General features: G+C 46.0%; 21 protein-coding genes. 14 read left to right on the top strand and 7 right to left on the bottom strand.

What is annotated here, in order from left to right; all coding sequences use genetic code 11:
* The first annotated feature begins 47 nt into the window (after positions 1-47).
* Positions 48-2852 (top strand): DNA polymerase I, encoded by a 2805-nt coding sequence (gene polA, locus GJQ68_RS05625; protein ID WP_162416332.1) that lies wholly within the window; start codon positions 48-50, stop codon positions 2850-2852.
* 40 nt (positions 2853-2892) lie between these two features.
* Entirely contained in the window at positions 2893-4269 is a 1377-nt protein-coding gene (radA, locus tag GJQ68_RS05620; RefSeq protein WP_162416331.1) for a DNA repair protein RadA, read from the top strand.
* A gap of 6 nt (positions 4270-4275) precedes the next feature.
* Here the strand turns inward: radA and GJQ68_RS05615 are convergent, their stop codons facing one another.
* Both GJQ68_RS05615 and GJQ68_RS05610 read right to left on the bottom strand, forming a co-directional pair.
* Positions 4276-5007 (bottom strand): class I SAM-dependent methyltransferase, encoded by a 732-nt coding sequence (locus GJQ68_RS05615; protein WP_162416330.1) that lies wholly within the window; start codon positions 5005-5007, stop codon positions 4276-4278.
* A 136-nt stretch (positions 5008-5143) separates the two neighbouring features.
* A complete protein-coding gene (locus tag GJQ68_RS05610) occupies positions 5144-6622 on the bottom strand; it encodes a M14 family metallopeptidase (protein ID WP_162416329.1) in 1479 nt (492 codons plus the stop codon).
* A 118-nt stretch (positions 6623-6740) separates the two neighbouring features.
* Here GJQ68_RS05610 and GJQ68_RS05605 point away from each other — a divergent pair, with 118 nt between their 5' ends.
* The 3 genes from GJQ68_RS05605 (at position 6741) to GJQ68_RS05595 (ending at position 9779) form a co-directional block, all read left to right on the top strand.
* Positions 6741-7757, top strand: a complete 1017-nt coding sequence (locus tag GJQ68_RS05605) for a dipeptide epimerase (RefSeq protein WP_162416328.1) — start codon at positions 6741-6743, stop codon at positions 7755-7757.
* 14 nt (positions 7758-7771) lie between these two features.
* Positions 7772-8830, top strand: coding sequence for an aminotransferase class I/II-fold pyridoxal phosphate-dependent enzyme (locus GJQ68_RS05600; protein ID WP_162416327.1), 1059 nt, complete (start codon positions 7772-7774; stop codon positions 8828-8830).
* Positions 8831-9032: 202 nt separating this feature from the next.
* On the top strand, positions 9033-9779 hold the full coding sequence (locus GJQ68_RS05595; protein ID WP_162416326.1) for a hypothetical protein: 747 nt from the start codon (positions 9033-9035) through the stop codon (positions 9777-9779).
* A 15-nt stretch (positions 9780-9794) separates the two neighbouring features.
* Here the strand turns inward: GJQ68_RS05595 and GJQ68_RS05590 are convergent, their stop codons facing one another.
* The gene (locus GJQ68_RS05590; RefSeq protein WP_162416325.1) at positions 9795-11588 is read right to left on the bottom strand and encodes an ABC transporter ATP-binding protein; all 1794 of its coding nucleotides are present in this window, start codon (positions 11586-11588) and stop codon (positions 9795-9797) included.
* Positions 11589-11964: 376 nt separating this feature from the next.
* On the opposite strand from GJQ68_RS05590, the gene nusB reads away from it, so the two are divergent.
* The 6 genes from nusB to coaE are packed head-to-tail and all read left to right on the top strand — an operon-like array spanning position 11965 to position 15924.
* Positions 11965-13149: a transcription antitermination factor NusB gene (gene nusB / locus GJQ68_RS05585; RefSeq protein ID WP_162416324.1), complete on the top strand. Its 1185-nt coding sequence runs from the start codon at positions 11965-11967 to the stop codon at positions 13147-13149.
* An 8-nt stretch (positions 13150-13157) separates the two neighbouring features.
* Positions 13158-13466: a YtxH domain-containing protein gene (locus GJQ68_RS05580; protein ID WP_162416323.1), complete on the top strand. Its 309-nt coding sequence runs from the start codon at positions 13158-13160 to the stop codon at positions 13464-13466.
* A 13-nt stretch (positions 13467-13479) separates the two neighbouring features.
* A complete protein-coding gene (locus GJQ68_RS05575; protein WP_162416322.1) occupies positions 13480-14028 on the top strand; it encodes a DUF1573 domain-containing protein in 549 nt (182 codons plus the stop codon).
* 2 nt (positions 14029-14030) lie between these two features.
* Positions 14031-14351, top strand: a complete 321-nt coding sequence (yajC, locus tag GJQ68_RS05570; RefSeq protein WP_162416321.1) for a preprotein translocase subunit YajC — start codon at positions 14031-14033, stop codon at positions 14349-14351.
* 12 nt (positions 14352-14363) lie between these two features.
* Positions 14364-15329 carry a YbbR-like domain-containing protein gene (locus GJQ68_RS05565; protein ID WP_162416320.1) on the top strand — a complete coding sequence of 322 codons (966 nt, stop codon included), beginning with the start codon at positions 14364-14366 and terminating at the stop codon, positions 15327-15329.
* Positions 15322-15924 carry a dephospho-CoA kinase gene (coaE, locus tag GJQ68_RS05560; protein WP_162416319.1) on the top strand — a complete coding sequence of 201 codons (603 nt, stop codon included), beginning with the start codon at positions 15322-15324 and terminating at the stop codon, positions 15922-15924. Before GJQ68_RS05565 ends, coaE begins: the two co-directional genes overlap by 8 nt.
* A gap of 18 nt (positions 15925-15942) precedes the next feature.
* Here the strand turns inward: coaE and GJQ68_RS05555 are convergent, their stop codons facing one another.
* Positions 15943-16188 (bottom strand): hypothetical protein, encoded by a 246-nt coding sequence (locus tag GJQ68_RS05555; protein ID WP_162341082.1) that lies wholly within the window; start codon positions 16186-16188, stop codon positions 15943-15945.
* Between the two features lie 209 nt (positions 16189-16397).
* Here GJQ68_RS05555 and GJQ68_RS05550 point away from each other — a divergent pair, with 209 nt between their 5' ends.
* The 3 genes from GJQ68_RS05550 to atpC all read left to right on the top strand — a co-directional run bounded on the left by GJQ68_RS05550 (position 16398) and on the right by atpC (position 18869).
* Positions 16398-16880 (top strand): C40 family peptidase, encoded by a 483-nt coding sequence (locus tag GJQ68_RS05550; RefSeq protein WP_235941132.1) that lies wholly within the window; start codon positions 16398-16400, stop codon positions 16878-16880.
* A 184-nt stretch (positions 16881-17064) separates the two neighbouring features.
* Positions 17065-18567: a F0F1 ATP synthase subunit beta gene (gene atpD / locus GJQ68_RS05545; RefSeq protein WP_162416318.1), complete on the top strand. Its 1503-nt coding sequence runs from the start codon at positions 17065-17067 to the stop codon at positions 18565-18567.
* A 56-nt stretch (positions 18568-18623) separates the two neighbouring features.
* The gene (gene atpC / locus GJQ68_RS05540; RefSeq protein ID WP_162341085.1) at positions 18624-18869 is read left to right on the top strand and encodes an ATP synthase F1 subunit epsilon; all 246 of its coding nucleotides are present in this window, start codon (positions 18624-18626) and stop codon (positions 18867-18869) included.
* A gap of 56 nt (positions 18870-18925) precedes the next feature.
* On the opposite strand, the gene GJQ68_RS05535 is transcribed toward atpC, so the two are convergent.
* Genes GJQ68_RS05535 through GJQ68_RS05525 form a run of 3 tightly spaced genes read right to left on the bottom strand, consistent with a single transcriptional unit; the run spans position 18926 to position 22268 of the window.
* Positions 18926-19735, bottom strand: a complete 810-nt coding sequence (locus GJQ68_RS05535) for an N-acetylmuramic acid 6-phosphate etherase (protein ID WP_162416317.1) — start codon at positions 19733-19735, stop codon at positions 18926-18928.
* A gap of 38 nt (positions 19736-19773) precedes the next feature.
* Positions 19774-20088, bottom strand: coding sequence for a hypothetical protein (locus tag GJQ68_RS23180; RefSeq protein WP_202927881.1), 315 nt, complete (start codon positions 20086-20088; stop codon positions 19774-19776).
* Positions 20025-22268 (bottom strand): hypothetical protein, encoded by a 2244-nt coding sequence (locus GJQ68_RS05525; RefSeq protein WP_162416316.1) that lies wholly within the window; start codon positions 22266-22268, stop codon positions 20025-20027. The genes GJQ68_RS23180 and GJQ68_RS05525 overlap by 64 nt, the downstream gene beginning before the upstream one ends.
* Positions 22269-22444: the final 176 nt, after the last annotated feature.

Genomic DNA, 22444 nt, shown 5'->3' with positions numbered 1-22444 from the left:
AATTATCGCCGAATCAATCCTATAAAACCTCAATAATCGGACAACAAATGGCTAAAGGCAACAAAAAGCTTTTTCTTCTGGATGCAATGGCACTGATCTACCGGGCGCATTTTGCTTTCAGCAAAAACCCCAGGATCAATAGCAAAGGACTAAATACCGGCGTCATGCTCGGTTTTACCAACACCCTGCTGGAAGTTCTGGAAAAAGAAAAACCCAGCCACATTGCCGTGGTTTTCGACACCCATGCGCCCACTTTCCGGCACCAGCAATTTGAGGATTACAAAGCCAACCGGCAGGAACAACCGGAAGACATTGCCGTAGCGATTCCCTGGGTCAAACAAATCGTTCAGGCCTTCAATATCCCCACCTTGGAATTGGACGGGTTCGAGGCAGACGACATTATCGGTACCCTGGCCAAAAAGGCCGAAAGGACCAGCTTTACCGTCTATATGATGACTCCGGATAAAGATTACGGTCAACTGGTAGAGGACCATATTTACCTGTATAAACCTGCTTTTATGGGGAATGCCGTGGATATCATGGGGCCGAAAGAAATCTGTGAGAAGTGGGACATCGAAAATGTAGACCAGGTGCGGGATATCCTGGGACTGATGGGAGATGCGGTGGATAACATTCCCGGTATTCCCGGAATCGGGGCCAAAACCGCAGTCAAACTGTTAAAACAATTTGGCTCGGTAGAGGAGTTGATCAAAAACACGGATCAATTGAAAGGAAAGCAAAAGGAAAACGTCGAAAAATTTGCGGAACAGGGGCTGTTATCCAAGGAATTGGCTACGATTATCCAGGACGTCCCGGTGGCATTCGATGAAAAAGCCCTTACCTATGAACCTCCCAATGAGGAAAACCTCAAAGCCCTTTTTGCTGAACTGGAGTTCAGAACGTTGACCAAGCGCGTTTTCGGGGAAACCATCAAAAAACCGAGTATTAAAGTGAACGAGCAGTTAGGCTTGTTTACCGGAAAAGAAGCCGTTGATAGCGAGGAGGATTCCGAACCGCCAATAGCCGTTCCGGAACACCTGCAAACCATTTTCACACGGAGCCATAATTACCATCAGGTATCGGGAGAAGAGGCCATTGACGAACTGGTTCGCTACCTGCTCCTGCAGAAGGAGATCTGTTTTGATACCGAAACCACCTCCATCAATCCCAATGAGGCAGCCCTAGTAGGGATTTCTTTTGCCTACCTTCCCGGAGAAGCGTATTACATCCCCTTTCCCGAGGATAAAAATACGGTAAGGAACTACTTGGAGCTATTGAAGCCGGTCTTTTCATCCGAAGGCATTCTCAAAATCGGTCAGAATATCAAGTACGATATACTGGTACTGATGAATTACGGTGTCAGCGTAGCCGGTAAACTATACGACACCATGCTGGCCCATTACCTGATCGAGCCGGAGGGAAAGCACTCCATGGATTGGATGGCTGAGCAATACCTTCGCTACAAGCCGGTTTCTATCGAAAGCTTGATCGGCAAAAAGGGTAAAAACCAGGGCAATATGCGGGATGTTGATCCCGAAGTAGTGGTGGATTATGCGGCCGAGGATGCAGACATCACCTTATTGCTAAAAAAAGAACTGGACCCGATTATCAAGGAAAATAAGTTGGAAAAACTGCTCCATGAGGTAGAAAGCCCTCTGATCGAAGTGCTGGCAGCCATGGAATTTGAAGGGGTAAAAATCGATACGGAAAGCCTCCGGGAAATGTCAGGCGAGCTGGAGACGGAAAGCAAGGTCATCGAAAAAAAGGTGTACGAGCTGGCTGGCGAGCAATTTAACCTCAGCTCTCCCAAGCAACTGGGGGAAATTTTATTTGTGAAATTGCAACTGGACCCCAAGGCCAAAAAGACAAAAACGGGGCAATTTGCCACCGGAGAAGAGGTGCTCAGTAAGCTGGCCATAGAACACGAAATCGCACAGGCCATTCTGGACTTCCGGCAGCTGGTCAAACTCAAGTCTACCTATGTAGATGCCCTTCCCAGTCTGATAAATCCCAAAACCGGCCGGATCCATACCACCTACAATCAGTTTGTGGCAGCGACAGGCAGGCTCTCTTCTATTAACCCAAACCTGCAAAATATCCCCATCCGAACGGAAAGGGGCAGGGAAATCCGTAAGGCATTTGTGCCCAGAGACAAAGACCACCTGATCCTGGCGGCGGATTACAGCCAGATTGAGTTGCGAATCATGGCTGCTTTTTCCGAAGACGAATCCATGATTGGCGCTTTTAAGGAGGGCAGGGATATCCATGCCACTACAGCGGCCAAAATTTTCCAGGTGCCACTGGATCAGGTGACCGGAGACATGCGAAGGAAAGCCAAAACTGCGAATTTTGGAATCATCTATGGCATCTCTCCCTTCGGCTTATCGCAGCGGCTAAAAATCCCCCGGTCAGAGGCCAAAGAAATTATTGATGCCTACTTTAAAGAGTTCCCGGCCGTAAAAGCTTACATGGATCAAAGTATCGAAAAAGCCCGAAAAAATGAATTTGTAGAAACCATTTTGGGCAGAAGGCGCTATCTACGTGACATCAACAGCCGAAATGCCACCATGCGGGGCTTTGCCGAACGCAACGCCATCAATGCCCCTATTCAGGGATCCGCTGCTGACATGATCAAAGTGGCCATGATTCAGGTGTACGAATGGATGATCAACCAAAACCTTAAATCCAAGATGATCCTTCAGGTCCACGATGAATTGGTTTTTGATGCCCATAAGGACGAGGTGGCACTGCTGGAAAAAGAGATACCAAAACTCATGTCCGGGGCAATCCCATTAGCCGTCCCATTGGAAGTAGAAGTAGGCAAGGGGACCCATTGGCTGGAAGCCCATTGAACCATTCATTTACAACTAACTATTTCCAAACCAAGACCGCATGGCCAAAATAAAAACCGCCTTTTTTTGTCAGAATTGTGGGGTAGAAAGCTCCAAATGGGTAGGAAAATGTCCTTCCTGTGGGGAATGGAATACCTATGTGGAAGAGGTGATCCAAAAGGAGGTAAACCAAAAAGGGAGCTGGCAATCCGGCAAAACATCATCCAAAAAAAGTAATCAGCCCAAACGGCTAGCTGAAATTGACTACGAAGCCCAAACCCGCCTGGTCACCAGGGATCCTGAATTGGACAGGGTACTGGGGGGAGGCATTGTACCGGGTTCGCTCGTACTAATAGGTGGCGAACCGGGCATAGGCAAATCCACCCTGATGCTTCAGATAGCCCTTATGCTGGCCTCAACGAAGGTACTGTACGTTTCCGGAGAAGAGAGCGATAACCAAATCAAAATGCGCAGCGAACGGATGGCATATCAGTCGGACAATTGTTTCGTACTTTCGGAAACCAACACCCAGCAAATATTCCAGCAGGTAGAACTATTAAAACCCGAGCTGCTGATCATCGATTCCATCCAGACACTACACAGCCAATACGTGGAATCCGCCGCCGGATCGGTCAGCCAGGTCCGGGAATGTACGGCAGAACTCATGAAATTTGCCAAACAAACCGGAGTACCGGTTTTTCTGATCGGCCATATTACCAAGGACGGAGCCATCGCCGGACCAAAAATTCTGGAACACATGGTGGACACGGTTTTGCAGTTTGAAGGGGACCGGCACCTGAGTTACCGTATCTTGCGAACCTCCAAAAACCGTTTCGGTTCTACCAACGAATTGGGAATTTACGAGATGCATGCTTCCGGCCTCAAAGCAGTGACTAACCCTTCCGAAATTCTGATGACCCAGCGGGAAGAGCAACTCAACGGAGTCGCCATCGGGGCCATGCTGGAAGGAAACCGACCGCTTTTGATCGAAATTCAATCCCTTGTGAGTCCGGCGACCTACGGCACCCCACAGCGCAGCAGTACCGGCCACGATGCCAAAAGGCTGAACATGCTCCTGGCCGTTCTTGAGAAAAGAGGGGGAATGCGATTAGGACAACAGGACGTGTTTCTCAATGTGGCCGGTGGCTTGCGAGTAGATGACCCGGGCCTGGACCTCTCCGTATGCGCCTCGCTGATTTCCTCGTACGAAGACAATCCCGTTGACCCCGGTATTTGTTTTGCGGGTGAAATTGGCCTTGGAGGCGAAATCCGCGCAGTAAATCGCATCGAAAGCCGCATAGCCGAAGCGGAAAAAATGGGCTTCAAAAAGATCATGTTGTCCCGATACGGACTCAAATCTCTGGATACCGATAAATTTAACCTGGAACTAGTGCCAGTCACCCGACTGGAAGAAATGTACCGCCACCTCTTTGTTTGACCAAAATTAACCGGCCAAGTTATCCAGCGGCTTTTTGCCCCCAAAGGCAGCAAAACAGCAGTTTTTATGCAACACCTCCAGGTGTGAGAAGCCCACTTTCTTCATCAGGTCCAATTGAAAAGGCAATGACCGGGGACTGTCCTCTTTTTCAATGTAGTCAAATACCTTCTTCCTGTATCCCAGGCCGCCTATAGACTCCAGGTACCGGGCATACCTGTTCCACATCATTTCCTGTACGGCGGGATCGTCATGAGACACCAGATCAGAGACCCAAAATGATCCACCAGGTGCCAGCAGTTTGAAAATCTTTTCAAATACATGTTCCCAGTCGGAGACCTCCCTGAGATGATGCAAAACGGCGGCTGCTACGATGATGTCGTACTTGTTTTCAGTCAGTTGGGCGTCCCGGATATCCGATTGAATGGTATCGACTGTCCCGGTAGTGGCCCAGCTTACCCGGTCGTAGGCTTTAGCCAGCATGGGCTGGCTTAAATCCAGCAAATCACAATCCACCTGGGGCAGGTATTGCAGGATTTTCAGGGAAAGATTTCCCGCCCCGGAACCAATATCCAACATGGCTTTTGCCTGCGGGTTGGAAACCACTACTGCATTGGCGATCAATTCCATAGATAAAGGCGCATCCATGGTGGCTTCCTGACCGGTATCCAGATTGGAAAAACGGTCCACATCCTTATCAAATCTTTTTCGTATGTCTTCAATGGAAGATTTATTCTGCATGGGGTTTAGGGTGTTTTACATTAAAATAAATTTGATTTTAATCATTTTTCCGTACAATTACAATAAACATCCATTGATACCTATCAAGATCCAGTCTGTAACCTCACCAATAAAAGGTAGCCGACAGGCGGATCCGCTATTGCACACGTTGCTTAAATGATTTATTTCCTGGACTTTGTAAATCTATCAGGTTTCCATTCACCACTGCATACAAATATTCCCCGTCTTTTTCAAGAAGGAAATTGGGAGCATTCGACAGCGATGGTTCCAGGTCCGGTAGCTGCTCCCCAGTCACTATCAGAATGGGCAAATCATGCACCATTCCTTTGTTCGTTTCGGAAGTCTTAATCGCCAAATACCCCTCCCGGAGCAAATCCAGGACTTCTTCCCGGCTTAAATCAGCTATTGCTGTTTCCTGCTCGCACACGTTTCCTTTCGTTACGGTCATTCCCTCAGCATACAGCTCTTCATAACCATAATAAATTGACAAGTCGCCCCAATCCGCTACTTCTCCTTGCTCGTACCTTATTCCCTCCTGATAGCGTACACGCCTCCGAATCCCGATATCTGTCACATAGCGATACCCATTGATTTCCGAACGAACGTTTTTAATAAGCAAATCCATCAACCGGGAAGCATTGTCCGGAATGGCTTGGTAAGCAGATGCTTCCAACTCAGCATAAATCCCGGTCGCAATTTCATATAATGCGTTCAGGATAATCATAAAATTCAGCTTTCGGATGTACTGCTTTTCCGGATCATTGGGATAGGCTCCGGATTCAATTAATATGGTACTGGTTCCCCACTTTTGAAAATTGTCCCCAAAAGCTCTGGGTTCAAAGGTGTCGTTGTACTTGCCTACATTACCAGGTATTTCTTCCTGCAATACCCGATTCATACCGACGATTACTTTCATCGCTTTTTCCCGCCCTTCATTTACCTCGCGTGCTTCATTATAAGCAGGAGCCAGGACCGAAATGGTCGCCGGATTGGAAGTTCCGGATGCGTTGTAGTAAGCATTTTGGTCGTGCAGATTAAAGCCAAATTCGGGTTCAAAATCGTCCCGGGCCGCTTTCAAAATGATGGCCTCCGGGCTACTTTGTCGAATGGCATCCCGGTTCAGGTCTATGTGTAGGGCATTTCTACGCTGAAAGCGTTCCGCTCCATCCGGGTTGACCATGGGAATAAAGCGAATGGTTAATTTTTCTTGAAGGACCTTCCGAATAGCCGCAAAATCATCTTCCCCGGAGCCTTCCAAAAAATTAAACAAATCAAATAGGGCCATGGTCGCTGTGCTCTCGTCTCCATGCATTTGAGACCAAAGCAGGACACGGGTTGGGCCAGTTCCGTAGGTAAGCGCGTTGAGAGGTCTTCCCTCCACCGATTTTCCAAGTACCTGCTGCTCAAAAACAGTGGACCTGGATTCGATCAAGGGGGCAATCTTATCGTAGCCAAAACGACGTTCCGTAAGTTGGGATTCTTTGAAGTGTGTATATGCCTTTTCCAGTAAAGGGGTCTCCAATGGTTCCGGTTTTTGGGCATTAGCATGGGTATGGCACCATACCAATGTGCCGAAAAGAAATCCCCTCAGAAGGGAGTTAGTGGTTAATTTCATATTCAAAGGTAGTTTTAATGTAAATATGGCTATTTTTAATTAAAATCTAAGGGAAGAATTTACAAGGATGCTGTCGATATCCTACCTTTAGCCTTTGAAAAAACCTCATGCCATTTTTATGAAGATCGAACTACTTCCACATAAGCTACCATTAAAGCACACCTTCACCATCGCCCATCAAAGCCGGGACGTTCAGGACACCCTGATTGTAAAGCTGCAGGGAGCGGATGGGCTTTATGGTCTGGGAGAATCTACTACCAATCCCTATTACGGGGTAACCCTTGAAAACATGCAAGCATGTTTGGCCAAAGTAGCCGATGAGGTATTAGCGGGATTAGCGCCTATGCACCCGGAAACGCTGTGGTCCATCACCGAGCCGTATTTTAAAGACAATCCCTTTGCCCAATGCGCCTTGGATATCGCCGCCTGGGACCTGTATGCTAAAATGCAGGATAAAAAATTATACGAGCTACTGGATTTAAACCCGGCAAGCATTCCGGTCACCAACTTCACCATTGGCATCGCCCCCATCCCCAAGATGATCGAAAAAATGAAAGAAGTGGACTGGCCCATATACAAAATAAAGTTGGGTACGGATCATGACCTGGACATCATCAAAACCCTGCGCAAACACACCGACGCGGTATTCCGGATTGATGCCAATTGTGCCTGGACCGCCGATCAGGCCATTGCTTATTCCGGGGAACTGGCCAAACTCAATGTAGAATTCATGGAACAACCCCTGCCAAGGGAGGACGATGAAGGCATGAAAAAAGTCTTTCAATTTAGTGAACTACCGGTCATCGCCGATGAAAGTTGTATTTCGGAGCAGGACGTGGAAAGATGCCAGGGCCTTTTCCATGGGATCAATGTAAAACTCGTCAAAGCAGGGGGCATCACCCCTGGCCTGCGCATGATTCGGCAAGCCAAGTCCCTGGGCATGAAAACCATGGTGGGCTGCATGACCGAATCTTCCGTGGGAATCGCTGCCATTGCTCACATAGCTCCGTTACTGGACTACGTGGACATGGACGGAGCCATGCTTCTGTCCCAAGATATCGCTGATGGCGTGAAGATCAGCCCCGATAAGGTGCATTTTCCGGACCGGCCGGGAACCGGTGCGATCCTGATATAAAGCCCGTTGTCAAAATGAGTCATACTTATCCTACTTCTCAACTTGGAAGAACCATTACCCATCAGGGCAAAGACTACCTGCATTTTAGTGGTACCTCCTATTTGGGAATGGGGACCCTACCTGAGTTTAAGGAGCTCCTGATCCAGGGGATCCATAAATATGGCCCCAACCACGGTTCCAGCCGGAACAGCAATGTGCAACTGTCCCTATATGAAGCATTTGAAGCCCAATTTGCAGCAGGTTCCGGAGCCGCTGAAGCGGCAGTCCTGAGTAGCGGATACATGGCAGGACAACTTGCCGTTAACACCCTTAGACCTCTTGCAGACCTTACCTGGACGGCTCCCGATACCCATCCGGCCATCACCTTAGAAAGCCAGCAACCTATCGGCCTTACTCACAAACAATGGCAAAAAAAGTGCATTGCCAAGTCTCATGAACTAATGGGTCAAAAAATCCTTCTACTTTCCAATGCCGTTAACCCCCTTATTCCTGAAATTCATGATTTCGAATGGACCAAAAAGCTATCTCCCGCCAACCAATACTACCTGCTAATTGATGACAGCCATGCATTTGGCCTATTGGGAAAAGGTATTTTTGGTACCTATGCGCAATGGAAGCGCCTTCCGGTCGAAGTAATGGTCGCGGGTTCGCTAGGCAAAGCACTGGCACTTCCAGCAGGCATCATCCTTGGAAATACTTCGCTAATTTTTCGGGTCAGGGAAAACCCTATTTACCGCACCTCCTCCCCTCCTGCTCCGGCATTTTTAAGTGCATTTTTGGAGGGACAGGATTATTACGTCAAGCAGCAGCAAAAGCTGAAAAATAATTTACAGTACATCGCATCCGCACTGGAGGGAGTGGAGCGGCTTAAATTTATGCCTACCTATCCGGTTATTTCCTTTGAACCGGAGTCCTGGGTGGAACAATTACACCAAAAAGGGTTTATTCTATCTTCTTTTCCTTACCCGCTGCCGGATAGCCCGGCAGTAAACCGAATTGTACTGTCTGCCTGGCACGAGCAGAAAGACCTGGAGGCATTGATTCAGACGTTGAAAAAGCTTTCTGATAGCTGAAGCTGAATAAGCAGTTTCCAGCCTACTTTGCGGGATTTTTGACCGTTTTGGCTACTCTTCCTCCACAACAGGATTGTTTTTCCAGGTATTGGCTGGGTCTTTGGATAGAATGAAATTCAGCTCCGTAAATAGGTACCCCGATCTTGGATAGGCACAATACTTGTTTCTACTTCATTAAGTAAAATCCTAAATACACCTATTAATGGTTCGATTATTCGTTTTACCCTTGACCATGTTTCTATTTTTAATGGGCAACCATTCCCGGGCTCAGGTCACAATAGATATTGAGTCCGGCCTGGCATTTCCGGGATACAATGAAGTACGAATTCCAAATGAAATGGGGACTTTATTTAGTTTTCAGGAAGATTTCGATACGGAGGGACCCGTCTTCCCATTAAGAATACGATTGGGCTATCGCTTTAATGAAAAGAACCATTTGTTTGCCCTTTATGCACCTCTTGGGATCCATTATATTGGGAATGCCGCCACTGATATCAACTTCCAATCCAGTATTTTTAGGCAAGGGGAGGCTTTGGATGGCTATTATCAATTCAACAGCTATAGATTGACCTACCGGAGAGACATCATTAGTTCAGAAAATTGGCTTGTTGGTGTTGGTTTTACAGCCAAAATCCGGGATGCGCGGGTCCGTCTCGCCAATGGTCAGGGATTACGTGACAAAAAAGACGACCTCGGTTTTGTACCCCTGTTGCATCTGTATACCTCCTATGATTTTGGAGGAGAGAAGTTAATTTACTTCGAAGGAGACGGACTGGCAGGAGGGCCGGGGAGAGCATTTGACCTGTTTTTAGGGATCCGATTACCTGTTACGGATCGGATAGACATCAAAGCAGGTTACCGTTTTCTGGAAGGAGGGGCCAATGTGGATGAAGTGTATAACTTTACGTTGGTTCAATTTGCTGTAGCTGGTCTTTATATTCAATTATAGCCAATGTAAAGGCGCTTATTCCACCTCTCCCGCCTGTTGGGTTTGCTTCTCATAGAGCTCGGCATAGGTGCCTTTGGCCAGCATTAGGTCCTCATGGGTTCCTTTTTCTACCATCTTTCCATCGTTCAGCACGATGATCTGGTCGGCTAGTTTGGCAGAGGAGACCCGGTGGGAGATGATGATAGAGGTCCTGCCTTTCATGATTTTTTCGAGGGCATTCAGGATGGCATTCTCGGTTTTGGTGTCCACCGCCGACAAGCAATCGTCCAGCAGTAAAATTCTCGGTGACTTGGCAATGGCCCTGGCAATGGAAACTCGTTGCTTTTGCCCACCGGACAGGGTAATGCCTCTTTCCCCCAGCCGGGTATCAAAGCCTTTTGGAAAATCAACGATATTCTGGTAAACGTCCGCATCTTTGGCGGCCTTTTCGATCTGTTCGGAATTCAATTCTTTTCCGAGCCCAAAACCAATATTGTTGGTGATGCTATCACTAAAAAGAAACACGTCCTGAGGCACATAACCAATTTGTTCTCGAAGGTTGGCGATGTTATAGGAGCGAATATCCAGGTCATCAATTAAAATGCGACCTTCCGAGGCATCATACATCCGCATCAATAAATTGGCGATGGTGGATTTTCCGGAACCGGTAGTCCCGATAATGGCCAGTGACTGCCCGGAGCCAATTTCAAAGCTCACTTTGTCAAGTGCCCGAATCCCTGAATCCGGATAGACAAAGGAAACGTTTTCCACCTTGATGCTTCCTTCGATGTCCCGAACGATATTTTCGGTACTGAGGATATCGTTTTTCTGGTCCAGAAACTCATTGATACGGGCCTGTGAAGCTGCCGCCCGCTGTACGATGCTGGTTACCCAGCCCAGGGAAGTCACCGGCCAGGTAAGCATATTGACATATAAAATAAACTCCGCAATGACGCCATAGCCTATGCCACCTTCAATCACCTGAATTCCTCCCACATAAACGGTAATAATGGTACTCATTCCGATCAGTGCTAAAATCAGCGGAAAGAACAAGGATTGCACCCGGGTGAGGGAGATGGATTTTTCTTTGTAATGCTCGCTGGCCTTATCAAATTGCCGGGCACTGTCTGTTTCCCGGACAAAGGATTTGATCACCCGAATGCCGGAGAAAGCTTCCTGCACAAAGGTACTCAAGCCCGAAAGGCTCCGCTGGATTTTTTCCGATCGTTCATTGATCATGTTATTGACCAAATAAATGCTAACCGATAAAATGGGCAGGGGAATCAGCGAATACAGCGTCAGGGGGACGTTGACGGTTAACATATATCCGATAACCAGTGGGAATAATATCAATAAGTTAATTCCATACATCAGGGCAGGACCCAGATACATCCTGACTTTGGAAACGTCCTCGGTAATTCTGGCCATCAGATCCCCGGTACTGTTTTGCCGGAAAAAAGCCAGCGGCAATTGCTGATAGTGCCGGTAGATTTCGTTTTTCAGATCGTATTCGATCAGCCGGGACATGGCAATAATCGTCTGGCGGATTAAAAATAGAAACAAACCACGCAGCAGGGCCATTGCCAGGATCAGCAGTCCGAAAATGAGTATGTACTTTAAAAAAACCGTTCGGGCCAATTCTGTGACAACCGAGCCCTCTTCATAGACCTGATAATAGGAAAAACTTTCCACCACATAATCGATGGCGATTCGAACCAGTTGGGCAGGAATAATTACAAAAATATTGGAAATAATCGTAAAAACTATTCCCAGAAAAAGGTACAGCTTGTATTTATATAAATATTTATTTAATCTCCAAAGAGGTTTCACAAAATAAAAAGCGTTAGATTTCGTATTTTCTTTTAGAATACATCTTAAATTGCAAAGGCAAAGCAGTCAACCCCTACGTAAGGTATGTTTACTACTGGCACCGCTTCTGCGAACCCAAATATAACACAATCCAAACGGCAAAGTTCAATAGGAGGGATCAAAACATAAGAAAAGGACCTTCTACCTGCGATTTAGACGCGAATAAACCAAAACAGGTCCCTGTAAGCAGAAAAACTATTTCTATCATTGAAAAAATCGATATATTTGCCCTTTGCAGGGACATTTACTAATTTGCAGAAATTTTCGCCTAAGCAGGTAAACCTGCATTTTCGGTAAATTTCAGGGTTTCACCCATCACGTTCTTTAATTTTAATAAATGTTAAACAGAAGAATCCTTAGAGTAAAAGCATTTCAAACGTTATATGCCTACCAACAGTGCAAGTTTAGCAATGCTAATCTGGCACAAGATTACATCAGGGAGGCGTTCCTTCCGGATCTCAACACGATGGAGGTTCAGGACAAGGGGCAACTCAAAAGAGATGCGGAACGGTGTGTGCAGCTTTTTCTATCTCATCTGCAAAAAGACACCCCACTGGGATCAGGGGAAACGGATGAAAAAATTAGGCATACGGCGATCAAAGCGGTGGATCTTTACCATAAATACAATCAAAAAGACAAGGATTTTTTGAAAAGTAACATGCTGACAGCAGTGGAAAACATCCCCGGATTGTATATCTATGCCATCCATATTTTGTTGGAGTTTGGAGCGCATGTGACCAATGAAAAGGCTAAAAAAAGAAAATACGATGCCCAGCCGGCTTTGCAGCCAGCCTCTTTTTATAATTTAGGAGCCAATAAGGCCTTGCAACTAATAGACTCCAACCATTCCTACCGTCGTGAATGTAATCGATTTCAGGTGGACAGTAGGGAGTTGGAACTGGAAATAAAGGACTGGTTTAGGGAGTTAGTCAAGCCAAATGAGGACTATCAAACGTACATTACCATTGATAATCCTAGCTTTGAACAAGACAAAGAAATCCTCCAGTCCCTATTGAAAAACGTACTGTTCAAAAGTGAGGCTGTCATTAGTTTTTTTCAGGAGAAGGACATCAATTGGGCGGAGAATAAATCCATTGTCAGAAGTCTGGCATCAAAAGTGATAAAGAACTTATCCGGAACGGAGGAGCCCTCGGATGAGATTCTTCCCGAGTTGGCTTTAAACTGGGAGGAGGACAAGGAATTCTTCCAAAATATATTTAACTTGACCGTAGCTTCGGAAGACGAGTTTAGTGGCATGATTGCCCAAAAAACGAAAAATTGGGATGTAGAAAGGATCGCCTTAACGGACAGGGTAATTCTGATAATGGCATTGACGGAAATGGTTAATTTTCCGAGTATTCCGACGAAAGTTTCGATAAATGAATACATCGATATTTCCAAAACCTACAGCACGCCTAAGAGCAAGCAATTTGTTAACGGTTTGTTGGATACTTTATCAAAAGAATTAACCGAAAGTGGAAAAATCCGTAAAAGTGGTAGAGGACTTATTGATAATAAATAACACAGATAATGAGTAAGAAAAGTAATACACTATTTGTTTTTGCTTTAGGAGCAGGGCTGGGAGCGGTTCTAGGGGTGCTATTTGCACCAGATTCTGGCAACAACACCCGAGATAAGCTCTCCTATCGTCTGGGAAAGTACAGCAATGAACTGGAAGATCTGATCGAGGATTTGATGGAAGGCAAAAATTTGCCAGACAATCTGGCCAAATCAGAAGGAGATAAAGTGATCACAGAAGCCAAATCCAAAGCAGAGAACCTACTCAGTGATGTGAACAAGCTTATTGATCAGATTAACAAAGAAAATAACAATAATTAAATTAGTTAATTTTATGAACTATTCAAAAATCACGGTTTGGATGCTAGGAGTTTCCCTGGTGCTGACCGGCGCGTGCAGTCAGGGAGGTGAAGATAAGGATGACCGGATCGAAGCACTAGAGCAGAAAATTTCTCAATTGGAGCAAAATCGGGTGGTCACGCCTAATAATGCACAAAATGTACAGGCGGCCGACCCCTCTTCCATCGGAGCTTTTGCATTTGAAGAAGAAGTATTTGATTTCGGAACCATAGAGGAAGGGGAAGTGATAGAGCACCTGTTTACCTTTGAAAATTCAGGACAAGCGCCATTAGTCATTTCAAACATCCAGGCTTCCTGCGGTTGCACCAGCCCGGAATGGACCAAAACACCAATCAAACCCGGAGAAGAGGGTTTTGTGAAGGTCGTTTTCAATTCTACCGGAAAGTCAGGCGTACAAAGCCCCACCGTAACCATTCAGGCGAATACCTCTCCTAACGTAACGCGGTTACGTTTGAAGGGTAGTGTCAATAGAAAAACTGCATCTGCATCACCCGGGCCTTCAGCAGGTCCTGTTAAACGTTAAAAATGTATCACTCGCTATTGCTTCAAGTAGACGGAGGTGCCGGAAGCGGCATCATGGGCCAGGTATTTCTCTTCGGAAGTATCATTCTAATCATGTATTTTTTCATGATCCGTCCCCAACAGAAAAAACAAAAAGAAACCACCAAATTTATCTCCGAAATTAAAAAAGGAGATCATGTAGTCACCGTGGGTGGGATTCATGGCAAGGTCTTTTCAGTAGAAGGGGATTTGGTATTCGTGGAATTAGACAAGGGAATGAAACTTAAGGTGGAAAAATCCGCCCTCTCGCTCGATTACACCAAAAAATTAAATAATGCCAAATAATTCACTCTACAATTGAGTACACTTGGTAACTATTTTAGGAAACTTAAACCTGAAAAAACATCAAATCTAAAAGTGGTAGTCCTCTGTGTGTTCACGGCTACCACCTTTTGGCTTTTGAATGCCCTGAACAAGGACAACTACACGACCTCAGTCAACCAGCCATTGCAGCTAAACTACGATCAGGAGGAATTCATGGCTGTCGGCAATGTACCGGGAGAGGTGCGCATTCAAATCAATGGAAACGGCTGGGATTTACTTAAGAGACATTTTAAGATCAGCGTCACGCCCCTGGAGGTATTCGTAGAAGATCCCTCTCAAAAACCTTTTCTTTTAACCTCCGATATAGAGCGACAAATGTCCGAGCACCTGGCATCCTCCAATCTGGTGGACATTGTGCAGGACACCCTGTTTTTTTCTATTGACCGGATTGTATCCAAAAAGATTCAAATCGTACCAGACACGACCTCCACTACGCTGGCCGAAAATCATGACTATGCGTCTGATATCAGACTGGAGCCCGAGACGGTCACCGTTACCGGCCCCATTTCAGTAATCGAACAACTGGAAGGCAAGCTATATATGGATATCCCTGACGAGAATATCCGGGAGAATTATTCCAAACTCCTTCCGTTAAATTTGGATAAGGAAAAACAAGAATACCTTAGCCTTGATGAAGAAACATCCCAGGTTACTTTTGAGGTCGTAGCCTTCTTAGAAAACACGGTCGACCTGGAAATACAGAAGCTTTACTTTCCAGGTAATGTGACCATTGATAGCACTATTACCGAAATTCAAGCTCAATTTTTAGTTCAGGAGGATAAAATGGAAGCGTTGCAAAAACTGGAACTTTCCGCCATTTTAAATTACAACAACCGCAACCGAGAAGACAGCACCATATCAGCTTCCCTGAACAAATCTCCGGCATACATTAAAGAAGTCACCTTCGAACCCGAAAACTTCAAGTTAATTTATGAGTAGGCAACAGCCCTTGTTGCTCGGCATCACCGGGGGAATAGGTGCCGGAAAATCTCTGATTTCAAAGTTATTCGCCCTGCTCAAGGTACCTGTTTACAATGCAGACGACCGCGCAAAGTGGCTCATGGAACACGAAAGTGACCTAAAAGAGAAAATCATGGCCGAATTTGGCAAGGATGCCTACCTGGCAGATGGCAGGCCAAACAGAGTTTACCTGGCGGAAAAGGTTTTTTCAAGCGCCGACGAAACCCAAAAAATCAACCGCATCGTCCATCCAGCCGTGTATAGGGATTTTAAAACCTGGGTCGATTTCCAGCATTCTCCCTATGTTTTAAAGGAAGCAGCATTACTGTTTGAAACCGGTTCTTACCGGGAGTTGGATTACACGATCCATGTAAGTGCCCCCAGGGAATTGCGCATTTCCAGGATCCGTAAGAGAGACCCCCATAGAAGTACTGAGCAAATCAAAGCCATAATGGAAAAACAATGGGAGGACGAGAAAAAAAACAAATTGGCAACCTTCCTTCTCTCCAACGACGAGAAAGAAATGCTGATTCCGAAGGTACTTGAAATTCATCACCGCCTTACTGCCCGTTAAAGCCCTTTACCACTAGGGTCAAATCTCCTGAAGCCGAATTTGATCCAGGTAAAATTTCATTCGGGTATGGCTTTGGTTCAAAAATTCAACCTTATCTATGCGATCGTATTTATGGTTGTAAAATACCTCCACATATTCCCTCCCCAGCAAATACAGGTTTACCTTATAGGCATAGTAGCGGATAGCCACGACAAAAGTGCCCTCGGTATATAGCTTTTGTATTTTCTTAGGAAGGGGAAGCCTTCTGAAATCTTCTTTACTCATGGTACGCATTGTAGGGTTCCTGTTTTTATGCAGTAAATACCCTGTGTATTTAGGTTGTTGTGATCGCTTTGAAAGATTAAAAGTAACCAATTATTGCAGAAAACACAGGGGTATCCAAACTAATTTCGCCATCGTATACCATCAAATGACCTCCGGTTTTTGCTTGTTCGGGCCGGATTTTTTATCATTGAACAAATTTTGATTCTTTTATGCAACAGCAAATGAATAGTGCCAGGTGGAGTATTTTTGTAATGGGGCTGTTTTTACTTCTTTTCAGTGCTTGTTCTTCCTCCCGAAAAATCCGTCAGCAGCACATTGACCAAGTGGTAGCCACAGCCAAATCCTTCCAGGGCACTCCCTATCGTTATGGAGGAATCAGCCGAACCGGGATGGATTGTTCGGCCCTGGTCTACCTTTCGTTCCGCAGCGTTGGGCTCAATTTGCCCAGGATATCCGAAGATCAAAGCAGAATGGGAAAACGCGTATCCAAACGAAAGCTAAGAAAAGGCGATGTGGTCTTTTTTGCTACCGGCAGAAGGCGGCGAAAAGTGACCCATGCAGGGATCATTACTGAAAAAAGACGGGGAACCACGTATTTTATTCATGCCTCCACCTCACTGGGCGTTACGGAAGACAATATACAGTCCCGGTATTGGTCCAGGCGCTGGGTGCGCGCCAGAAGGATGTTTTAATAGGGCACACAAAAAGCCGGAACGCCCAAAATGATAGGATTTTTTTGTATTAAAAATCTAGTACCATAAAAATGAAGGGCAAAGTGGATTAATTTTTAAAACATCCTTTGGTATTCAGCAATATTAACTAATTTTGCACTCGAATTAAAAAAAGTATTGTTCCTATTCATCTTAAAATATAACAATGGCGAATACTGGTAAGATAACTCAGGTAATTGGTCCTGTTGTGGATGTTTCCTTTGAGGGAAGTAAACTGCCAAATATCCTTGATGCACTTGAAATCACAAAAGAAAACGGCCAAACGGTAATTCTCGAGGTACAACAGCACCTTGGAGAAGATCGGGTACGAACCATCGCCATGGATTCTTCGGAAGGTATGGTGAGGGGAATGGAGGTAAGGGACCTTGGTGCCCCCATCTCTGTACCCATCGGAGACAGCATCAAAGGAAGGTTATTTAACGTGGTGGGAGAAGCAATTGACGGATTACCCCAACCAGACCATACCAAACGTCTGCCCATACATCGATCAGCACCGAAGTTTGAAGATTTGTCCACCTCTGCAGAGGTTCTTTACACTGGAATAAAGGTAATCGACCTGATCGAGCCCTATGCAAAAGGGGGGAAAATCGGACTTTTTGGAGGAGCTGGTGTTGGAAAAACAGTATTGATCCAGGAATTGATCAACAATATTGCCAAAGCCTATTCAGGCCTTTCCGTATTTGCAGGAGTCGGCGAACGTACCCGTGAAGGAAACGATCTGCTGCGTGAAATGATTGAATCCGGGATTGTGACCTATGGGGATGATTTCGTCAAATCCCTGGAAGAAGAAGGAGGTTGGGACCTGGCCAAAGTAGACCTGGAAAAACTACAGGACTCTAAAGCTACCTTTGTATTTGGTCAGATGAACGAACCTCCGGGAGCTCGGGCAAGAGTGGCACTGACGGGTCTGACCCTTGCCGAATATTACCGGGATGGTGAAGGAGAAGGTGCCGGTAAGGACATTCTTTTCTTTATAGATAATATCTTCCGTTTTACCCAGGCTGGTTCCGAAGTATCCGCCCTTTTGGGAAGGATGCCTTCTGCCGTGGGTTATCAGCCCACCTTGGCAACCGAAATGGGTGCCATGCAGGAGCGAATTACTTCGACTAAAAACGGATCCATTACCTCTGTACAGGCTGTTTATGTACCTGCAGATGACTTGACAGACCCCGCTCCAGCTACTACCTTCGCCCACTTGGATGCCACCACCGTTCTTTCCAGAAAGATCGCTGAGCTGGGAATTTACCCCGCAGTGGACCCATTGGATTCTACTTCCCGAATTCTGGAACCAGGAATACTGGGAGACGAGCATTATGACTGTGCCACCCGGGTAAAAGAAATCCTCCAGCGGTACAAAGAACTTCAGGATATTATTGCCATCCTGGGTATGGAAGAACTTTCCGAAGAAGACAAATTGGTAGTACACCGTGCAAGAAGGGTACAGCGTTTCCTTTCACAGCCATTCCACGTAGCCGAACAGTTTACCGGCCTAAAAGGCGTGTTGGTAGATATCAAAGAAACCATCAAAGGATTTAACATGATCATGGATGGAGAACTGGATCATTTACCGGAAGCAGCGTTTAACCTGGTCGGAAGCATTGAAGATGCCATCGCCAAAGGCGAAAAAATGCTGGCGGAAGTTAAATAATTCATTGCCGTTCTGAAACGTAAAACTTCTTATTTTACTTCACCTTATCTTTAAGCATGCATTTAGAAATCATTACACCGGATAAAAAAATATTTGAAGGAGAAGTTTCGGAAGCTACCTTTCCAGGAGCTAATGGTTCTTTTCAAATATTGAAAAACCACGCCGCTATCGTTTCTGCATTGGAAAAGGGAGCCGTGTCCTACACCAGCAATGAAGGCAAGAAATCCCTGATTGTGGACGGAGGAGTGGTAGAAGTAAATGACAATAAAATAATCGTTTTAGCGGAAAAAGTGATCTCCTGATCTTTCCCAATAAAAATAACAAAGGGAGCCATATTTGATTTTGGCTCCCTTTTTTTTTATGAATTTAATGTATCCAAGGCTTTTTTCACCGATCCTTTCTCCATCAATAAGGCTTTGGCCTTTTCGTAATCTTCCAATCCCGCTCGCTCCATAAGCATTTTCACAGCCCGATCGGTTATTTTATCGTTTATGAGCTGTACATTCACCATTTTGTTGTCCTCCACTCTTCCCAGCCGGATCATACAAGTAGTAGAGATCATGTCAAATACCATTTTTTGCATGGTGCCGCATTTCATTCGGGTACTGCCGGACACAAATTCCGGCCCGGTGATGACTTCTACCGGAAAATCAGCTGCTCCCGCTATTGGTGATTCCGGATTGCTGACCAGGCAGCCGGTGGTGATCCCCTTGGATTGACAGGCTTGTAGGGCTGCCAGTACAAACGGCGTGGTGCCACTGGCAGAAATACCCAGGACCAAGTCCTTCTTGGAAACATCGTGGCTTTCAAGGGCCTTCCAGCCAGCTTCACGGTTATCCTCTTCTTCCTCCCGGGCTTCCACCAAATGAGCCACTCCACCGGCGAGAATTACATTCACCACTCCTTTGGGTATCCCGTAGGTAGTGGGCAATTCGATGGCATCCAACACCGATAACCTACCACCACTGCCGGCGCCCAGGTAAAATAACCTACCTCCCTGCTCCAGCTTTTCCACAATCATTTCAATCAGTTGATTGATTTGAGGAAGTGCCGCCTCTATGGCTAAGGCGACTTTCTTATCCTCTTTATTAATGTTGGCCGTTAGTTCCGAAACGGACATCTTTTCCAGATGTCGGTACAAGGAAGGCTGCTCCGTTATTTTTGTCATGCTGCTTAAATTTCGCAAATAATTGATAAAACATTCAACTAAATAATCGAACGATCCCCGGTGATTTTCTTCTTTTTGGGTCCCGGTTCTGGTTTCAAGAGGGCAAAATCCCCCTCCAGGCGCTGCTTGAAGAGGGCTAAATCAGAGCTGTGAACTACCCGATTTACCGCTTCTTTCATCCAAAACTGCTGCCGTTGAGCAGTAGAAGAGAAATGAATACCAACGGCCAGGCGGTATTGTTTACAACGGTTTCTCCCGACTGGATTTCGGAAAGAAAACTCATGCGTGATTAGGGTAATAAGGGTTCGCTGATTACTTCCAGGTATCTTCCCATCCAGTAAGGAAGCAGCCATATATCTCCCGCACTGTTTTCCTGCCTTCCGTCTCTTCCTCCATCTAACCCGAAGCGGTTGGCATTATGCCTGCGAATCTGCAATTCGTCCGGAGGAAGCACCTCCTGGGTCGTTTGCCTGCGGAAGTTTTCCTCCAGAAGGATGATATCTTTTCTATGGCTATTTTTTATGGTCCAATTGATCAGGTCCAGGGGGTATTCCTGCAGGTACCAAATGGCCTCTTCCAGGTCAAAATTTTCAGGAGAAACCAGCGCCGTGAAGATATTCCAAAGGCCATCTTTCTCCGGCCGCTCGGCTTCCCAATGATCCACGATGGCTTTTTGGTACATGTCTTTTAACTCATCTGTAAACGCATACCGGTACAATCCCCAGTATCCCAGGAAATACATTTCATCATCCGAGTGGTTCCACGATTCTGAAAGCATGGCTGCCCACTCATCGCTGCCTTCTTTCGCCCGGCCTATTTCTTCCATAGGACGCATCAGATTTTCCAGATACCCGTGGTTTTCCATAAGATCATAGGCTTTTTCCTTGTAAATTTCCCTTCCGGTAAAGTGGTATGCTGTTTGTAACATGGCCACTATATTGGATGAATTTAATTTTCTATCTCCTACCATCGTTGGAAAACCGTTGACATATTCCGGATTCCACCTGCCCCAGGTAGTAGGCTCTCCGTCATAATCAATCAGGTACCAATCGTTTTCAACAATATGCTGCATTAATTCATCTAGTAGACGAATCGCCTTGGCCCGAACGGCTTCATTATCTACCAACTCTGCAATTACCCCAAATACAAATACGTGTCCGATGGCTTCATCACTGCTGGTCGTAGCTTTCCAGTCCCATTCCGGATCGGAAGCATGTTGCCAGCGCTCAGGGTCTGACAGCCGCTCGATGTAGCCGCTTCTCTCGAAAGATCGGGAAGGAAAACCGGGTACCGGATTAATCGTGTAGAGCCGCTCCATGGCATCAAGAGACTCACGCACATTTTGCAAGGCTTCTGCCTCTCCTGTCACCGCATACCGAAACGCTTCACCTCCCAAATACATGGAGGTCCACAGACCGTCATTATCCGAGTCGCCTAATCTGCCTGTATCTACATTGCCCTTTTCCATCCCTACCAGGGTGGCATTGAAACCATGACGAATATGCCGGTCTCTTACCTGATGATCGAAATACGCAGCCTTTTCTGCAAGCGTCTGATAGGTAAATACCAATTTGCCCAAGCCCTGTTCGGTTAACAATAAAACTTCGTTTTCACCTTTTTGACTGACATGGATGACCTCCTCACCCGGAACCCACCGTTCACCATAATAGTAGTTGAACCCTCCATCTTCTTTCTGCATGAAGGCTCCTCTATCGGAACCAAACCAAAGCAATCCGTTGATTTCCGAAATGTCGGTCAATTTGGAAGAAGGTAAGGCTTCATTTTTGGTACCCCACATTTGGTCTTCCCCCAGGTCCCATTCAAAAAACCCGTTGTCTGTGCCGATAGCCAGCCGATCCTTTCCCGGTCGAAATGCAAAGCAGGTAAAGCCCTCTCCGGTGGTAAGAGTTGATCCTTTCTGTTCCGATAGTGAGAATACACTTACCGCATTTGTGCTCAAAACGTAAAAAACGTTTCTTTCTGAGTCAAATGTAATATCCAACACGGGAGAACTAGTGGCCTTGCCCTTCCAGATTACTCCCTGAGGACCTACCAAGTGAAGGTCGCTACCGTCGGAAACCAGGAAGGTAAATCCTTTACCGGCCTCAAAAAGAGTCGCCCCGGGGAGCTCATGAGGCAAATATACACTTCCTGCCCAGGCATTGCTAAAAACAGCTTCATCGTCCAAATAAACGAACTGTCCTTCCAGGCTGAGCATATCGCGGATGATTTTATCTTCCATGGGAAGGTAACTCCTGTCGGGAATCAGTGAGCCCGGATACAGGAAAGCCCCGGTATGGGTTCTCACTAAACCGGATGCCTCCAACACCTGAATGGTACCATTTCTATCCGCAAATGCTTTCTTTAAAACCATGTCCTCGCTTGCAGCAAATTTGACACTGTATTCTTGCACAAAAGGCTTATCCACATGAACTTTCTTACTGGAAGCTGGTAAATTCTGGGCCTTTATTCCTAACGTGGTGGTTAATGTCAGTACTAATAGTACGAAGTATCTTAATGGGAAATATCTCATTGGTAATGTATCAGTTATTTGATTGATTTTTTGTCGGATCTACAGCGCGTTTTAGGGAAATATCAACATCAGCCAGTGCAATCGACCGGCTACTCCAATTGTCCTAATTCCCAACAACCGTTAGTAATCAGAAAAGGCGTTTTGGGTTAATCCGTTTAAAAATAAATTTGTCCGCC

The sequence above is a fragment of the Cyclobacterium roseum genome (genome assembly GCF_010119225.1).
Lineage (GTDB): Bacteria > Bacteroidota > Bacteroidia > Cytophagales > Cyclobacteriaceae > Cyclobacterium > Cyclobacterium roseum.
The sequence above is the reverse complement of the archived record's forward strand: the minus strand, read 5'-3'. Positions and strand labels throughout refer to the sequence as shown.

Coding starts and splice junctions, on each gene's coding strand:
- GJQ68_RS23180 (WP_202927881.1), bottom strand. CDS start 20,088: ATGGCTGCTTCCTTACTGGATGGGAAGATACCTGGAAGTAATCAGCGA.
- GJQ68_RS05600 (WP_162416327.1), top strand. CDS start 7,772: ATGAGTCATACTTATCCTACTTCTCAACTTGGAAGAACCATTACCCAT.
- GJQ68_RS05605 (WP_162416328.1), top strand. CDS start 6,741: ATGAAGATCGAACTACTTCCACATAAGCTACCATTAAAGCACACCTTC.
- GJQ68_RS05610 (WP_162416329.1), bottom strand. CDS start 6,622: ATGAAATTAACCACTAACTCCCTTCTGAGGGGATTTCTTTTCGGCACA.
- GJQ68_RS05575 (WP_162416322.1), top strand. CDS start 13,480: ATGAACTATTCAAAAATCACGGTTTGGATGCTAGGAGTTTCCCTGGTG.
- nusB (WP_162416324.1), top strand. CDS start 11,965: ATGTTAAACAGAAGAATCCTTAGAGTAAAAGCATTTCAAACGTTATAT.
- GJQ68_RS05595 (WP_162416326.1), top strand. CDS start 9,033: ATGGTTCGATTATTCGTTTTACCCTTGACCATGTTTCTATTTTTAATG.
- yajC (WP_162416321.1), top strand. CDS start 14,031: ATGTATCACTCGCTATTGCTTCAAGTAGACGGAGGTGCCGGAAGCGGC.
- atpD (WP_162416318.1), top strand. CDS start 17,065: ATGGCGAATACTGGTAAGATAACTCAGGTAATTGGTCCTGTTGTGGAT.
- atpC (WP_162341085.1), top strand. CDS start 18,624: ATGCATTTAGAAATCATTACACCGGATAAAAAAATATTTGAAGGAGAA.
- GJQ68_RS05580 (WP_162416323.1), top strand. CDS start 13,158: ATGAGTAAGAAAAGTAATACACTATTTGTTTTTGCTTTAGGAGCAGGG.
- GJQ68_RS05615 (WP_162416330.1), bottom strand. CDS start 5,007: ATGCAGAATAAATCTTCCATTGAAGACATACGAAAAAGATTTGATAAG.
- GJQ68_RS05525 (WP_162416316.1), bottom strand. CDS start 22,268: ATGAGATATTTCCCATTAAGATACTTCGTACTATTAGTACTGACATTA.
- polA (WP_162416332.1), top strand. CDS start 48: ATGGCTAAAGGCAACAAAAAGCTTTTTCTTCTGGATGCAATGGCACTG.
- GJQ68_RS05550 (WP_235941132.1), top strand. CDS start 16,398: ATGCAACAGCAAATGAATAGTGCCAGGTGGAGTATTTTTGTAATGGGG.
- radA (WP_162416331.1), top strand. CDS start 2,893: ATGGCCAAAATAAAAACCGCCTTTTTTTGTCAGAATTGTGGGGTAGAA.
- coaE (WP_162416319.1), top strand. CDS start 15,322: ATGAGTAGGCAACAGCCCTTGTTGCTCGGCATCACCGGGGGAATAGGT.
- GJQ68_RS05555 (WP_162341082.1), bottom strand. CDS start 16,188: ATGAGTAAAGAAGATTTCAGAAGGCTTCCCCTTCCTAAGAAAATACAA.
- GJQ68_RS05535 (WP_162416317.1), bottom strand. CDS start 19,735: ATGACAAAAATAACGGAGCAGCCTTCCTTGTACCGACATCTGGAAAAG.